This window comes from Methanobrevibacter sp. (genome assembly GCF_045611865.1).
In the GTDB taxonomy this organism is placed as follows: Archaea; Methanobacteriota; Methanobacteria; order Methanobacteriales; family Methanobacteriaceae; genus Methanocatella.
On record NZ_JAZKXX010000078.1, the window covers coordinates 1 to 14111 of the forward strand.

Sequence of the window (14111 nt, forward strand, 5' to 3'; positions counted from 1 at the left end):
CTAATACCATGTCTTCCAATTGATTTTACAGTACCTTCGGAAGTCATGATATCTGCAACCAACATGATATGTCTTACATCAACACTAAGACCCTGTTCGGAAAGGGTATTTTGAGCCTCGTTAATTATTGATTGACGAGCCGCTTCAATACCTAACACTTCACCAATCTCATGAATGTTGTTGGTAGTAGTTCTTACATGGTCAATACCATCCATATCAAGGATTTCCTTAAGATTTGACCCTTCAGTATGTATAATCCATTCTTCGTCACGACGGATAATAACTTTACCGATACCTTTTATACCACTGATTTGCAAGTCACGAACCTTGTCTGCTAAAAGACGAAGTTCACGAATTTCAAATCTGGAATCGGATTTGTCTGATTTTGAAACAGGAATGTTCAATTTATCACCGTTGATGTCTGCCTTTTTGAAGGCCTTCTCAATAGCTGCATTGATTTCTTCCCTGTCCAATCTTTTCTCTTCGATTTTTTTAGCGTCTAAAACCGCTTCAACTTCTCGGGTACCGTAATTCAAGTTGAAATCCAAAAGGATATCGTTAATGGTACTTTTACCGATCTGGTTAGCTAAAGTTCTGACAAATTCCTCGTCGTCACGTCTTTCTTCATCAAAATAAATATCCATAGTTGGAGTAGCAATATCTTTTCTTGCATCTACAATCTCAATAAGTCTTGGAAGACCTAATGTTACGTTCAGTTCAGTTACCCCTGCATAGTGAAAAGTACGCATGGTCATCTGAGTACCAGGTTCACCAACAGATTGTGCAGCTACTGTTCCAACAGCCTCGCCAGCTTCAACGTGAGCTCGGTCATAGGCCTGTTTGAGTTTTCTGATTAATTCAGTTAATTCATCATCAGTTAAATCATTGCTAATGTAAGCTTTTGCTAAATCTTCGATATAACTATCTGGAAAATCTATTTCAAGATTTTCTTCTTCATTAAGTTGTGCAATTGTATCTTTTACTTTAATTATAATATCTTCCATAGTTACACCTACTTACCTTCCATTCCGCTTTCCATTCTTATTTCACTAATAAGCTTGTCTAAGTTTGCTGCTTTACCGAAGTCAGATTTAGCTGGATCTACTCCATCTTCACCAAACATAGTTTGAATAACATTACCCTGATTATCAGTAACAAGTCCTGAAGATTTAACTTGTAAGTCTTGAAGTGCGTTTACAAGTCTTCTTTGCATGTAACCGGATTGAGCTGTACGAATCGCTGTATCTACAAGACCTTCTCTTCCACCCATTGCGTGGAAGAAGAACTCAATTGGGTCAAGACCGGATTTATAACTTGAGTGTACAAATCCTTTAGCTTTTGCCCCAAGTTCACCTTTCTTGAAGTGAGGTAAGGTTCTGTTTAAGTATCCTCTTTCGATACGTCCACCCCTAACCGCTTGTTGTCCGACACAAGCAGTAATCTGAGTAAGGTTCAACATGGATGCTCTTGCACCAGTACGTGCCATTACTACAGAATGGTTTTCTACAGCCATCACATGGTCATATGGGTCCTCTGGGTATTGTTTACCCATTGTAAGATAGTTTTCGGCAATACTACCGGACATGTCCCTAGCTTCCCCGAGAACTTGCATGATTTTCATCTCTAAAGTTTCTTCAAGGCTTCTACCAGGTAATGCTTGGAGATATCCTTCTTCATAAGATTCAACAAGTTTATCTACTTCAGCCATCTTTTTATCTAAGTGCTCGTTAATACGGTCTTGAGCTTCATCAGGAATTTCTTCGTCATTTAAACTAGTGGTAATTCCTGTTTTCATGATTCCGCAGATGGCTAAGTCAGTGGATCTGTCTAAGAACTCTTTAGCTCTTCCAGGACCATATTCTTTAACAATTTTATCTAAGATTTTACCTGAAAATGAACCATAAGCAGATTCATCAATTACCCCTTGCACGAGAATACCGTTTTTAATAACAACAGTAGCATCCTCTTCAGGATATACAACAGGACATTTAGAAATCTCAGCACTATAAGATAAATTCAAATCATTAGGTAATAATAAAGAGAACAACTCTTTACCTGTCCACATCTCACCTTTCTCTTTGAAGATATATGAATCTTCACTAAATTCAGGATCTTGTTTTAAAACCCATTGCCCAGATTTTAACTCAGGTAATTTTAAGTGAGATTTTCTGATAATTTGTAAAGCTTGTTCTTCTGTAAATTCAACACCGTCTCTTGTTAAAAGGTATGCACCGGAAATGTGGTCGTGAATAGCACCAATAATTGGCCCTCCAAACCTTGGAGATAAAATATGTTCTTGTACACGCATTAATGATTTTGCTTCTGCACGAGATTCGTCAGTTTGGAAAACGTGCATGTTCATTTCGTCTCCATCGAAATCCGCATTGTATGGTGGACATACACATAAGTTTAATCTGAAAGTCTTATAAGGTAAAACTCTTACTTCGTGTGCCATCATACTCATTCTGTGCAAGGAAGGTTGACGATTGAATAAAACCATGTCCCCATCTTTTAAGTGCCTTTCAATAATGAATCCTGGTTCTAATTGCTCAAGAATTAACTCTTTAGTTTCATCTCCACGTACTCTGATTTTTCTTCCATCGGTTCTGATTACATAGTTTGCACCAGGATGTTGTTCTGGACCATTTTTGATGTATTGTTTCATCTCTTCAATGTTCCATTCATTTACATATACAGGCACAGTTACTTCTTTTGCAATCATTTCAGGAACTCCGACCTCATTAATACTAATGTTTGGGTCTGGAGAGATTACAGTACGAGCAGAAAAGTTAACCCTTTTACCTGAGAGGTTGGATCTGAATCTTCCTTCTTTTCCTTTTAACCTTTGAGTTAAGGTTTTGAGTGGTCTTCCGGACCTGTGTCTTGCAGGAGGTACACCACTAGCTTCATTATCAAAGTAAGTAGTAACGTGATATTGTAATAATTCCCATAAATCTTCAACGATTAATTGTGGAGCTCCAGCTTCCATGTTTTCAAGTAAACGTTGATTGATACGTAAAATATCTACAAGTTTGTGAGTCAAGTCATCTTCTGACCTTTCACCAGTATCCAAAGTAATAGATGGCCTTACAGTTACCGGAGGAACTGGTAAAACAGTTAAAACTAACCATTCAGGTCTTGCAACTTCAGGGTTTACACCTAAAACAAAAGAATCTTCGTCACTGATTTTTTCAAGCCTTTCACGAACTTCAGAAGCTGTTAACTTATAATCACCTTGACGAATAGTAACAGGTTTATCTAAACTGATTGCTTCTTGAGGTGCACCACAATGAGGACAACAATGTTTAGGATCAATTTCCTCTTCATCCTCAGGTAAGGTTTTTAATTCCCTTTTAGCAACTCTGTAAACTTCTTTTAAGATAGCATTAAGGCTTTCCTTGTTATCCATTGCTTCACGAATTTGTTGGGTGAATTCATCAATTTGATCTTGACTTAAAAGAACACGACCACATTCATTACAGGTAGAACGTAAAATCTTATGAATAACATCACCAAAACCAATGTGAATAACTGGTCTAGCTAATTCAATACTACCAAAATGTCCTTGACAGTCCCCACCTCTAAAACCGCAAGTTCTACAAACTAAACTAGGGTCAATAACACCTAAACGAGGATCCATTAAACCTTTTTCAATAGGAAAACCATCATCCTCATAAGTGTCAGGAGTTTCAACAGTCACAACAGACATTGCACGAATATCTTCAGGAGACATTAGCCCAAAGTTGATTTGTTCTATTTTTTTTATAAATCCTTTCATGTATTGGCTCCTTTAATAACTGTAATTATGCTTTGTCTCCTAAAACTAATTTAGGGAAAATACATAAACTCTTAAGTTCATCTAATAATAATTTAAATGCATATGATATTTCTACCGGATAAGTTTCTACATCTCCACAAATTGGACAGTATTTCTTATTTTTATGTTTATCATATACAGCTAACATTCCACAATTTTCACATACAATAGCTTCATATTTGTCAGACTCATCAAGAAGTCTTTCTTTTAAGGTTAATGCAGCACCGTGTGCAATAAGACAGTCTCTTTCCATTTCTCCAAATCTTAAACCACCTTCACGTGCTCTACCTTCAGTAGGTTGACGAGTAAGCACTTGCACTGGACCTCTTGAACGAGCATAAACTTTATCAGTAGTCATGTGGTGTAATTTTTGGTAATATGCAACACCAACGAAAATTTCTGCATCAATTCTTTCACCGGTTACACCACTGTATAAAGATTCACATCCCGCAGATTCAAATCCATTGTCTATTAATTGTTGTTTAATTTCATCTTCAAGTGCTTGATTAAATGGAGTTGCATCAACACGTTTTCCTTCAAGACAACCTGCTTTACCTGCAACCATCTCAAGTACTTGACCAATAGACATCCTAGATGGAATCGCGTGAGGATTAACAATTAAATCTGGTACAACACCAAATTCTGTAAATGGAATATCTTCAGGAGATAATATTAAACCAACAACCCCTTTCTGACCGTGTCTTGATGCAAATTTATCACCAAATTCAGGTTGTCTGGTATCTCTTACTCTGATTTTAGCTAATCTTGAACCTTCAACAGTTTCTGATAAAAGAACTGCATCAACAATACCTTTTTCACCATGTCTTACAGTAACAGAAGTTTCTCTTCTCCTATCAGCTACAGTACCGAAATCTTCTTCTAAGAATCTAGGAGGAGAAGTTTTACCAATTAATACATCACCAGATTCAACATATGATTCTGGATTGACTACTCCATCGTCATCTAAGTTTCTGTAAGCTTCTTCTGATCTGTAACCTTTAATATTTTTATCAGGCACTTCAAATTTGTCTACCTGACCACCAGCATATCTTTTCTCAGAAGTATCATAAGCTCTGAAGAATGAAGATCTTGCTAAACCTCTTTCTAATGCTCCTTTGTTAATAACCATTGCGTCTTCCATGTTATATCCTTCATAAGACATTAATGCAACAACAAAGTTTTGACCAGATGGTCTTAAGTCGTAATTAGTTGAGTCAATGATACGGGTTTTAACTATTGGAGTTTGAGGATGGTGTAACAAGTGTGCCCTAGTATCAGTACGTAATGCATAATTAGATACATATAATCCTAAAGCTTGTTTTGTCATACCTGCTTCCATAGTGTTCCTTGGGGAAGAGTTGTGATCAGAGAATGGAATAATTCCTGCACAAATACCTAACATGGTAGCAGGGTCAATTTCTAGGTGAGTGTGGTCTTCATTAATTTCGGCTAAAGACATTGAAATATAAGAATTTTCTTCTTCTTCAGCATCCAAATATTCAATAAGACCATTATTAATTAAATCATCCCATTTTAATTTACCATTAGCAACTTTGTTTAAATGTTCTTCTCTTAAAAGAGGAACACCATCTTTAACAATGATTAATGGTCTTCTAGCCCTACCAGGGTCATTGAATATATAAATCTCATTATTATCTTCATAATAAGTAATGTTCATTTCATGAGAGACTTCACCATTTCTTCTTTTTTCTCTCATTTGTTGAGTGAAAGTAACAGGATCTTCACAAGAACCTAAAAGTTCACCATTAATGTAAATTTTAGTTTTAGGAACTGAACTTTCAACTGGTTCTGTTATTTTAGGTTTTTCCTCAACAACAGGTTCGATATCTGCTTCTTCAACAGCTTCAATTTCATCAGCAGCATCTTCCACAACTTCCTCTTCAACTGCTTCAATAGCATCTTCAGAATCAACATCTTCAATTAATTCAGTTAAATTAATTTCAGGGAAATCATCTTTGTAAGATGCCCAACTTTTCCTAGGTTCTCCACTATTGAATTTGACAGACAAAGTTTCATCATTTTTTAAATCATCATTATCAAAGTAAGATTCAATATTTTCAGCATGATTATTAACTGTTTCTTCCAATTCCCCATCAGCAACTGTTTTTAATGCATTTATTGCTTTTTCAACTTCGCTGAAAGGAACGACAGTTTTAAAACCAAAATAATAAAATGCTTTTTTCTCGTTTAACACAGGTTTTTTAATATCAGACAACATCTCACCTCCTTAAATCAATTCAACATCCATTTGTTCAATTACATCAATAATTTCTTGTTCATCGGAACCTTCTGAAATATTACATAATAAAGCTAAGTTCTTTACCAAACCACAGTTAGGTCCTTCCGGAGTTTCGTTTGGACATATTTTACCAAATTGAGTTGGGTGTAAATCTCTTGCTTCGAAGTGAGGTTGACTTCTAGTTAATGGAGATACAACACGTCTTAAATGAGAAAGAGTTCCCATGTAACTTGTCCTATCTAATAATTGGCTTACACCAGCTCTTCCACCAACCCAGTTTCCTGTAGCAATAGCATGTTTAATATTTTCAGTTAAAACATCACTACGAACAGCTTGTTTAATAGAAAGGTCTTTACCTCTAGAAAGACTTCTTTCAAGTTGATAACTCATATCTCTAGTTAAGTTAGTGAAAGCTACTCTGAATAAGTCTTCCATTAAGTCACCAGATACTCTGAGTCTCTTGTTAGTGTAATGGTCCTTATCGTGAGGTTCTCTTTTTTGTTCAATAACCTCTAATAACATTTCAGTCATTTCTGCTAAGTAAATTGCTTTATCGTAGCATCTATCTTCCTCAGTACCCATGTGAGGTAATAAATAACGATTAATTACATCCTTAGCACGTTTTAAACGATAATCTTTAGGCATGTTTTTAGCTACTCTATTACCAATGTATTTAATAGCAGCAGTTTGCATGTATTCTTTTCTTTCATCAAGAGTCATTCCATCCATTTCTTTTTGGTCTAATTTTAATGATTCTGATGAAACTTGAAGGTCGTCTGCAACCATCATTTGGAAATTATTATCATCTGAAATTGCAGTAATAATCTCTTCATCAGTACATAAACCAAGAGCTCTAAGTAAAATTACTAATGGAATTTCTCCAGGAAGGTATGGGAATGAAATTCTTAAGAACACACCATTTTTACGTGGTTTTTTATATTCTAATGTAATTCTAGCTCTGAAACCACTTTTAATAGAAGTTACAACAGCTTTTGCATGTCTATCTTCTACATTATCGATACGCTCAAGAATAATTTTGTTTGGAGCAATTTCTTCCATTGTTACAACAGCTCTTTCAGAACCGTTTACAATAAAGTAACCTCCTAAATCTTGAGGGTCTTCATGTTTTTCAATTAATTCTTCAGGACTTAAACCATTAAGATGGCAAATGTCAGATTTGAGCATTACTGGTAATTCACCAATATATACTTCTTCTAAAGGATTATCTTCTCCTTCTTCATTTAATGCCATTTCCAGGTACATATCCGCAGAATAATTTAAATTTCTAAGTCTAGCTTCAGTAGGATCAATTTCACTGCTAGAACCATCAGCCTCTTTATTTGATGGTTTTTCAATACGAACTTTACCAGTTTTTAAAGTGTATTTACCATCATCTAAGGTAATAGGTTCTGTGATATCAATGATATTTTGAATCCTATTGTTTACAAAATCGTTGTATGATTTAATATGGTGATCCACTAAATCATATTTATCAAAAAATGCATCAACTAATTTCCAGTTATTCTCTGTCATGGATATCCTCCGCATTACGTACGCAATAAAAATAATAATAAAACTAAAAAATTAGGATAAACCTAATTATAACTAATTCATTTAATCATTATTCTTAATTTACTCATAACTATCTCCTTTAAGATAATTCCTCTCAAACTAAGTTCAAATTTATTATAATGAATTTCTAAAAACAAAAAAACACAGAAATTATACTATATTAAATTTCACTAATCTAAAATTATATTAAAATGATATTAACCTTCTACAATCCTATAAGTTATAAATACCCCAGCAGTTTGACTTTCACGAGTTATTCTTAAAACATTTCCAGGTTCTGCACCTATAGCTTTCACAACTGGATCATCAGATTTTATTTTAGGAAGGTCTTTAAAATCATAATCAACATCACTAAATTCTTCTGAGATTTCTTCTTCAGTCATGATTTCATGCTTTGGTACAAGCATATGGTCTTGAATATCAATTTTCAAATTTTTTCCTCCAAATAGAAAATATAAAATATAAAATTAGAAACAGGCCTGACGGGAATTGAACCCGCGGCCGCTTGGTTAAAAGCCAAGCGCTCTGCCAGACTGAGCTACAGGCCTAAACGATATATAATTATTCAATGTATTTGAAGCGCCCTGGCCGGGATTTGAACCCGAGTCGCGGGCTCGACAGGCCCACATGATAGCCCCTACACCACCAGGGCGAGAAACACTATATATGAATATTATACACTATCAATTACTTTTGATTTCATCATATATAAATGTTTTGGAAAATAGCAATATTTCTCCAAAAATCATGATGAATTTCAAATAAATAAATTGAAATCCCGCCTGCCGGACTTGAACCAGCAACATTTGGATCTACAGTCCAACGCTCTGCCAAATTGAGCTAAGGCGGGACAATGGGTCCGCCCGGATTTGAACCGGAGTCTCAGGCTCCCAAAGCCCAAAGGATCGACCAAGCTACCCTACGGACCCACACACAATGAGTATGCAGATAACATACTAATAATAATATTAATATACATCTATATAAATGTTACTATAATCTTAACAATTTTCAAAAAAATTCATATTTATACTATAAATTAAAAGCCCCGGACGGGAATTGAACCCGCGACCACGAGATTACAAGTCTCGCGCTCTACCAGACTGAGCCACCGAGGCAATATGGTAATATTATAGAACAATATAAATTATGTTAAATATCATTTAAATACTTTACTATAAAAATACCAAATTCCCTAAAATTTTAAATATTAAAAAATTTATAATTAATAATCATGATAAATAATGAGAGAGAATTATTAGATAAAATAGATGAAACTTTAAAAAACATCAAAGAAAAAAATGCTTTAACACACTGTATAACTAATTCAGTTACTATAAACGATTGTGCTAATGCAATTCTTGCAATTGGTGGGTCACCATTCATGGCAGAAGATGCTGAAGAATTAGAAGAAGTAGTTACAATAGCTGATGTGATTGTAATTAACATTGGAAAATTAAGTAAAGAACAAATTAACTCCATGAATATCAGTGCAGAAGTTGCAAATAAAACAAATACTCCAATTGTACTTGATCCTGTAGGTGTTGGAGTTACAAATCTCAGAAATGAAACAACATTAAATTTAATTAAAAACTATAAAATGGCTGCAATTCGTGGAAATATCAGTGAAATTAAAGCAATAGCTAAATTAATTGGAGTTATTGATGAAAACAATGCTGCAAAAGGTGTTGACGTTAATATAGATGACATTATTACTGAAGAAAATTTAAGTGCTAATGGGGAGATTATTAAAGAGCTTGCAAATAAATTAGGCACCACAATACTTGCAAGTGGCCCAATCGACATTCTAAGTGATGGTGAAACCACAATAGCAATAGATAATGGTGATGATATGATGCCACTAATTACCGGTAGCGGATGTATGTTATCTTCAATTGTCGGAAGTTGTATTGGTGGATCAAATCCTCTAGAAGGAACTCTTGTTGCAATTCTAGCAATGAATATTGCTGGTGAAAAAGCAAGAGAAAAAGTTGAAACAAATAACGAAGGAACTGGTTCATTTAGAACTTATCTCATTGATTATCTCTATAAAACCAATAGTGAAACTTTAATTAACGAATCAAATATTAGGATATTATGAAAAATATAGATTTATCTTTATACCTTGTCACAGACAATAGTGATGATGTAGAAAAATTTTTAAAAACAATTGAAGAAGGAATAAAAGGTGGAGTTACTGTAGTTCAAATTAGAGAAAAAACTGCTGAAACTTTGGATTTCTATAATTTAGCTTTAAAAGTTAAAAAAATTACTTCCAAATACAATATTCCTTTAATTATTAATGATCGAGTTGATATAGCACTAGCAATTGATGCAGACGGTGTGCATGTCGGTCAAAGTGATATGCCTTGTGATGTTACAAGACAATTGATTGGGGACGATAAAATATTAGGGGTTTCTGCAGCAACCATTACTGAAGCAAAAAAAGCACAGCAAGATGGAGCAGATTATATTGGAACTGGTGCAGTATTTCCAACTAAAACTAAAGATGATGCCCCTTCTGTTACAAAAGAGGATTTAAAAGAAATCGTTGAATCAATTGATATTCCAGTCGTGGCAATTGGAGGGATAACTTTAGAAAATGCTTCACAACTAACAGATACTGGAATCTCAGGATTGTCTGTTGTTAGTGCCATAATGAGTTCGGATAACCCAAAAAAATCATCTGAAGAGCTATTAAAAATATTTAATAGCTAAATTTATTTTTTAAAAAAAAAAGAAAGTAAAAAATATTATTTTTTACTATTTTTTAGAGCTTCCACAGCAGCTAGTTTTTTACCAGCCAACATACTAATACAAGCTCCACCACCACTACTTAAATGACTCATTTGATCTTCTAAACCAAGCCCTGCTGTAGCGGCTGCAATGTGTCCTCCACCAATAAGTGAAAATCCTTCAGATTTTGCAATAGCATTGATTAAATCTTCTGTTCCCATTGAAAATTTAGGGTCTTCAAATACGCCCGCAGGACCATTAGCAAAAATGTATTTTGCATCTCTTATCTCTTTTGCATAAAAAGCAATGGTCTTTACACCAATATCAAATATAGGTTCATTTGGAATTTCAGTGTTATCAATATCTACACGTTGGCCATTAATTTCACAAGCCACATCAATAGGATATTTTACTTTATCTCCAAATTTTTCAATTAATTCTTTTGATTTTTCAACCATGCTTTCATAACCTCTACTGACTATGAATTCACGATTCATTTCTCCAATATTCGCACCGGATGCCCATAAGACAATATTTCCAACAATACCTGTTGTTAAAATTGCATCAGCAGTGCCATTGCTTAATACATTTTCCATAACATCAATAGAATCATCAGGTTTCATTCCACCAAGTAAAAACACACAAGGGTGTTCCACATTATCAAGAGCGTTTTGAATTACTGTTAATTCTTTTTCCATCACACGGCCGGCTGCAGAAGGAGTATTTACAGTAAAACCAACTAATGATGCTTGAGACCTGTGTGCTGCGGCAAATGCATCATTTACATAATAATCAATTAATGAGGATAAATGTCTTACAAGTAAAGTTTTTGATTGCTCCTCTGGAGACCTTGAAAGTGTTTCCTCTGAGAAAAATCTTACATTTTCAAGTAAGAGTATTTCATGAGGTTTAAGATTTTTAATAGCATCTTTTGCAGAATTTGAAAACAATGAATCAACATACTTTACTCTTAAGTTTAAAATGTCGGATAGAGCATCAGCATGTTGGGATAAAGTTGTGAAATCTTTTTTTCCTGGACGACTTTGATGAGCAAGAAGAACTACTTTTGCTCCTTTAACAGACAGCTCTTTAATAGTCTGTGCATGTAATTTTAATCTTGTATCATCCAATATAATTCCAGAACTTGGGTCTACCGGCGCATTAATATCAACTCTTACAAGTACAGTCTTACCTTCAATATCAAAATCATCGATTGTGTTAAATTCAGTAGGCATTTTTCTCACTCTATAATTTACTTACCAAATCAAGCAATGCTTCTTTTGGATTTTCGGCTTTAATTATTCCGGAGGCAAGTAATACCCCATCAGCACCTAAATCCATTGCTGCTTTCATATCATCACCAGTTGTGATTCCTGCACCGCATAAAACTTTAATATCTTTATTAATAGCTTTAACTTCTTTTACTGTATCTTCAACTACTTCTGGTTGTGCTTGAGATACAGGAATTCCAGTACCAATAAGTTCAGGAGGTTCAACTGCAACTGCATCAGGAGCAAGTGCTGCAACAGCCTTTGAAGTATCAATATTATTAGTGCAAACACATGATTCAATTTCATGCGCCCTACATAATTTTATTACCTCATCAATATCTGCCAATTTCATCCTATTTTCAGAATGGTTAATTAAAGATCCACTAATTCCTGCTTCAACCAAAGTACTGATTAAACTAGAACCTGTGTGTCCTCCAGGAGCAATTGGATCTATGTGTTGAGCAAAAATAGGAAGTGAAGCTTCTTCACTTATTCTATAAATATCTGCTGCCTGAGGTGCTGCAACCATGGTGATTCCAGACTCATTAGCAGCGCTTTCCAAATCGTGTGCGAGTTCTAAAGCTTTTATACCACTTGACTCCAAGTAGGTTTTATAATTCAATATCACAATTGGTGTATCCATAATAATCCCACATTAATTTTTTCTAATTATAATATTTGATTACCATTATTAAATAAATTTTTGATTAGAAATTCGTTTTTGAGCCAAATCAATATATTCTTTTTTAATATCATATCCAATGTAATTTCTATTATTTTGAATTGCTGCAATGCATGTTGTACCACTGCCACAAAATGGATCCAAAACAACATCACTTTCATAACTGTAAAGATTAATAAGCCGATGCGGTAGTTCAATTGGAAATGGAGCAGGATGGCCTATTTTTTTAGCATTTACTGCTGGAAATGTCCAAATACTTTTTGTCCAATCAATAAAATCATCATGAGATATTGTATCTCTTTTTTCTTGTTTTTTATTTTTTGAGTATGAATCCTTTGAAAAAATTAATATATATTCATGATAGTCCCTTAAAACCGGGTTTGAAGCAGACATCCAACTTCCCCAAGCACATGAACCTCCGCCACTAGCTGATTTATTCCAAATAATTTCTCCCCTCATTAAAAATCCTAAATCCAACATTATTTCGATTATCATTGCATGGAGTGGAATATATGGTTTTCTTCCAATGTTTGCTATGTTAATACAGGCTCTTCCCCCAGTGACTAATTTTTTGTGGGTTTGACTAAAAACTGTAGTTAACAATCCCAAATATTCATCTAAAGTTAAATCATCATCATACTCCTTTCCCACATTATATGGAGGAGATGTAATCATTAAATGAATACTATCATCAGGAATTTCATCCATTACTTCACTAGATTTACAATATAGTCTGTTTAAATCCGAGTTATTGATTTTATTTTCTCTAAATTCAATATTCTTTGGAATTTCATAATCTCTGTACAATTTTGAACTGTAAAACTTTTTTGAACTATGAGATTCGCGCACTACAGATCCGAATGTTGTTGTTTGAGTTTTCCTTGTCAATTTAAGACCTCTTTAAGAGATTTATAAATTTTAATCCCTTTTCTTCATAAGTGTCTTCATCATTAGCTATCTCAATTATTTCACCCAATCTTTTTGGGGATTCCATTCCCGAAAAGAAATTCAAATCCTGGGCAAATAAATTATTTAAATGCTTTTTTAACTCATCAGTATTATCAAATCTGATAAATCCTCCTTTTGAAGTGGTTTTTCGAGTATTTCCATGATTTAGTGGAAATGGATTTAATGACCAAAAACCTTGAATAATTCCTGCATGCTTTAGGTAATCTGCTTTTTTGCAAAATCCATTAGATAACGGCGCATTACCCAAAACTACAATTGGAATTTTAGAAGATTCATAGTTTGACACCCTAATATCAATACATTTGCCGATAGCCTTTAAAATAGAATCTGAACGTGTGAAACTTGGTTTTCCTTGATGTGTTTTGTAATCCCCCACTTCAGTGATTATTTTTAAGGTGGGATTATATTCCCAATTCCACACTAAAGACATTTTAACTTCACATATTAGTTTTACCTGTGAAGCTTTTAAAATTTTTTTATCCTCTGTTGCAACCACTATATCTGCTGGAGATTTTGAAGTTATTCCGACTGAAGGAATCCTTGCCTGTTGAACAATGAAAAGGTCTTCATTATCTATTAATGATTTAAATAAATCACATACCCATTTTTCCGTGTAATTTCCAATTAGAGAATTTCTAGCTTGTAGGGTTGACTTTTTACCTTTGTATCTTTTAGGCCAATATGCCAAATACCTCCCATCATCAGTTTTATAGAATAACTGTTGAGGGGATGCGAAATTTTTCGAGTTAACGAAAAATAATTTTTCTTGATTTTTGCTCCATAATCTCATAATAAAAAAGTATT

Annotated in this window: 11 protein-coding genes and 5 tRNA genes; 2 read left to right on the forward strand and 14 right to left on the reverse strand. The window is 34.1% G+C overall.

Features of this window, described 5'->3' with window-relative positions:
- The 10 genes from ACKI32_RS09755 to ACKI32_RS09800 all read right to left on the reverse strand — a co-directional run.
- On the reverse strand, positions 1–1004 hold a 1004-nt coding region (locus ACKI32_RS09755), incomplete at its 3' end, for a DNA-directed RNA polymerase subunit A'' (RefSeq protein ID WP_407415917.1).
- Between the two features lie 8 nt (positions 1005–1012).
- Entirely contained in the window at positions 1013–3778 is a 2766-nt protein-coding gene (locus ACKI32_RS09760) for a DNA-directed RNA polymerase subunit A' (RefSeq protein WP_407415919.1), read from the reverse strand.
- A gap of 25 nt (positions 3779–3803) precedes the next feature.
- Complete coding sequence (gene rpoB / locus ACKI32_RS09765) at positions 3804–6056, reverse strand: DNA-directed RNA polymerase subunit B (protein WP_407415921.1); 2253 nt, start codon at positions 6054–6056, stop codon at positions 3804–3806.
- 9 nt (positions 6057–6065) lie between these two features.
- Entirely contained in the window at positions 6066–7610 is a 1545-nt protein-coding gene (locus ACKI32_RS09770) for a DNA-directed RNA polymerase subunit B'' (protein WP_407415923.1), read from the reverse strand.
- A gap of 236 nt (positions 7611–7846) precedes the next feature.
- Positions 7847–8080 carry a DNA-directed RNA polymerase subunit H gene (locus ACKI32_RS09775; protein WP_407415925.1) on the reverse strand — a complete coding sequence of 78 codons (234 nt, stop codon included), beginning with the start codon at positions 8078–8080 and terminating at the stop codon, positions 7847–7849.
- A 43-nt stretch (positions 8081–8123) separates the two neighbouring features.
- A tRNA-Lys gene (locus tag ACKI32_RS09780) sits at positions 8124–8197 on the reverse strand.
- Between the two features lie 32 nt (positions 8198–8229).
- Positions 8230–8301 (reverse strand) — tRNA-Asp (locus tag ACKI32_RS09785).
- A 124-nt stretch (positions 8302–8425) separates the two neighbouring features.
- Positions 8426–8499 (reverse strand) — tRNA-Tyr (locus tag ACKI32_RS09790).
- 4 nt (positions 8500–8503) lie between these two features.
- Positions 8504–8578 (reverse strand) — tRNA-Pro (locus tag ACKI32_RS09795).
- A 115-nt stretch (positions 8579–8693) separates the two neighbouring features.
- Positions 8694–8767: transfer RNA gene (locus ACKI32_RS09800), tRNA-Thr, on the reverse strand.
- A 116-nt stretch (positions 8768–8883) separates the two neighbouring features.
- Between ACKI32_RS09800 and thiM the strand changes: the two genes are divergently transcribed.
- Both thiM and thiE read left to right on the forward strand, forming a co-directional pair.
- Positions 8884–9750, forward strand: coding sequence for a hydroxyethylthiazole kinase (thiM, locus tag ACKI32_RS09805; RefSeq protein ID WP_407415927.1), 867 nt, complete (start codon positions 8884–8886; stop codon positions 9748–9750).
- On the forward strand, positions 9747–10367 hold the full coding sequence (thiE, locus tag ACKI32_RS09810; protein ID WP_407415929.1) for a thiamine phosphate synthase: 621 nt from the start codon (positions 9747–9749) through the stop codon (positions 10365–10367). Before thiM ends, thiE begins: the two co-directional genes overlap by 4 nt.
- A 35-nt stretch (positions 10368–10402) precedes the next feature.
- Here the strand turns inward: thiE and ACKI32_RS09815 are convergent, their stop codons facing one another.
- From ACKI32_RS09815 to ACKI32_RS09830, 4 genes are read right to left on the reverse strand one after another with little or no spacing between them, the layout of a single operon-like run.
- Complete coding sequence (locus tag ACKI32_RS09815; protein ID WP_407415931.1) at positions 10403–11620, reverse strand: phosphoglycerate kinase; 1218 nt, start codon at positions 11618–11620, stop codon at positions 10403–10405.
- Between the two features lie 10 nt (positions 11621–11630).
- Complete coding sequence (gene tpiA / locus ACKI32_RS09820) at positions 11631–12299, reverse strand: triose-phosphate isomerase (protein ID WP_407415933.1); 669 nt, start codon at positions 12297–12299, stop codon at positions 11631–11633.
- Positions 12300–12347: 48 nt separating this feature from the next.
- Entirely contained in the window at positions 12348–13226 is an 879-nt protein-coding gene (locus tag ACKI32_RS09825) for a DNA-methyltransferase (RefSeq protein WP_407415935.1), read from the reverse strand.
- Position 13227: 1 nt separating this feature from the next.
- Positions 13228–14097 carry a hypothetical protein gene (locus ACKI32_RS09830; RefSeq protein WP_407415937.1) on the reverse strand — a complete coding sequence of 290 codons (870 nt, stop codon included), beginning with the start codon at positions 14095–14097 and terminating at the stop codon, positions 13228–13230.
- Positions 14098–14111: the final 14 nt, after the last annotated feature.

Bases quoted from the DNA above. Each gene is read 5' to 3' on its own strand.
- ACKI32_RS09760 (WP_407415919.1), bottom strand. From the start codon at position 3,778: ATGAAAGGATTTATAAAAAAAATAGAACAAATCAACTTTGGGCTAATG.
- rpoB (WP_407415921.1), bottom strand. From the start codon at position 6,056: ATGTTGTCTGATATTAAAAAACCTGTGTTAAACGAGAAAAAAGCATTT.
- ACKI32_RS09770 (WP_407415923.1), bottom strand. From the start codon at position 7,610: ATGACAGAGAATAACTGGAAATTAGTTGATGCATTTTTTGATAAATAT.
- thiM (WP_407415927.1), top strand. From the start codon at position 8,884: ATGATAAATAATGAGAGAGAATTATTAGATAAAATAGATGAAACTTTA.
- thiE (WP_407415929.1), top strand. From the start codon at position 9,747: ATGAAAAATATAGATTTATCTTTATACCTTGTCACAGACAATAGTGAT.
- ACKI32_RS09815 (WP_407415931.1), bottom strand. From the start codon at position 11,620: ATGCCTACTGAATTTAACACAATCGATGATTTTGATATTGAAGGTAAG.
- tpiA (WP_407415933.1), bottom strand. From the start codon at position 12,299: ATGGATACACCAATTGTGATATTGAATTATAAAACCTACTTGGAGTCA.
- ACKI32_RS09830 (WP_407415937.1), bottom strand. From the start codon at position 14,097: ATGAGATTATGGAGCAAAAATCAAGAAAAATTATTTTTCGTTAACTCG.